The following is a 1,343-nucleotide window of genomic DNA, read 5'->3' as shown; positions in this document are numbered from 1 at the left end:
TATGACCTTGGAGGCGTTGTCCGATGGCCGACAATGTCGGACATGCGACGACCTGAACGACTGACATCACGAAGTCAGGGGCGGCCGCTTTTTCGGCGAGTGATAGACGACGACCAGTTCAAGTAGCTGGCGAGCGAGCGCGGGAAGGCTATGGACTTCGCTCGACAGAGCTTCGGGTACGGCTCTGGCGTCGTGAATTAACGGGCTTAGAATAGAAGCGCCGAAAACGTGTTCGTGGTTTCCGTTCGGTGTGACCGGCCTCGTCTTGTGCCAGCAATCGAATACGGCCGATGAATAGCGGTTCTGTCTGGCTTCTGATGACCCGCCGCTCCGCGACAAATGGCAAGCTCGGTCTCCAAAAACCCGGCTTGTTGCGGCGAGCCTGCAGGCAAGAGCGATTTGGCTCTGCCACTACCGACGCCGGACTCCTTGGGTAGAAAAACGCTGTTCTATAGGGCTGCCGTGCGTCGGTGCTTCGCAGATTTGCAACTGGCGCGAGTCGGCCCTTGGCCAGTCGTCCCTTTTGGCGGCGGTATTCTCAACCTGGCAATAACCTGTGCTGGCCGCATTCGCCGACGACGCCGACCTGCGGATCGCGGAATGCGGGCTCAGCCTGGAATGGAATCGGGCATACCAACCGCGCGATGTCGATTGCGGGTACGGCGGTGTTTTCGGCGGCATTCTATGCCGCGTCCGCGCCGGACGAACTGATCGCCAATTGCCGATCGGTGCTCGAGCCGATCGATGTGGAGATCATACTCTACGACCAGGTGCGAAGACTATTCGGCGATCGCAAGGACCGTGAGGCTTGCCCGCAGAAAGGGCGATGGGGGTCTGGGTTGTATGCTCCTCGCGCCAGGATGAATTGCGATCCTGTCGCTGAGCCCGTTCTCCTCCAGTTCCGAGGCCACCCCAATAGTTTATCGCCAACCGGTGCGGCATCACGCGATTGCGCGAGGCTAGCTGATCAGTCCCAGGCGGAAAGCTTTCGCGACAGCATGCACGTTGTTTGTCACGCCGAGCCTCTCGCGCACCGATCGCAGATGCGTGTCTGCGGTGTTGCGGCTGATGTTGAGGCGATCAGCGATCTTGTCCACTGTAAGGCCCTCGGCAGCCCAGCGCAGGACGTCCTGCTGGCGCGGAGACAGACGCACGGGTTTTGAGGCTCGTTTTGCGTCTGCAAGAATGGCCGCGCAGCCGAAGGCGCAAGCGGCGACGAACTGAAAGGCGAGACGGTCGTGCGGATCTGGCTCGAGCTTCTCCCCGGCAACAGAAAATCCGACCGCCTGTCCGTTCAATGTCGCAAACGGAATCGTGAAGCCGTCGCGTAGCTTAAACTCCGA

At 60.2% G+C, this 1,343-nt stretch carries 1 protein-coding gene; it reads right to left on the bottom strand.

Features of this window, described 5'->3' with window-relative positions:
• Window positions 1-959: 959 nt before the first annotated feature.
• Window positions 960-1,343 (bottom strand): LuxR C-terminal-related transcriptional regulator (locus M727_RS0132820; protein ID WP_027156036.1); only part of this gene is annotated, 384 nt, incomplete at its 5' end.

The organism is Mesorhizobium sp. WSM2561, from assembly GCF_000513915.1.
Lineage (GTDB): Bacteria > Pseudomonadota > Alphaproteobacteria > Rhizobiales > Rhizobiaceae > Mesorhizobium > Mesorhizobium muleiense.
The sequence above is the reverse complement of the archived record's forward strand: the minus strand, read 5'-3'. Positions and strand labels throughout refer to the sequence as shown.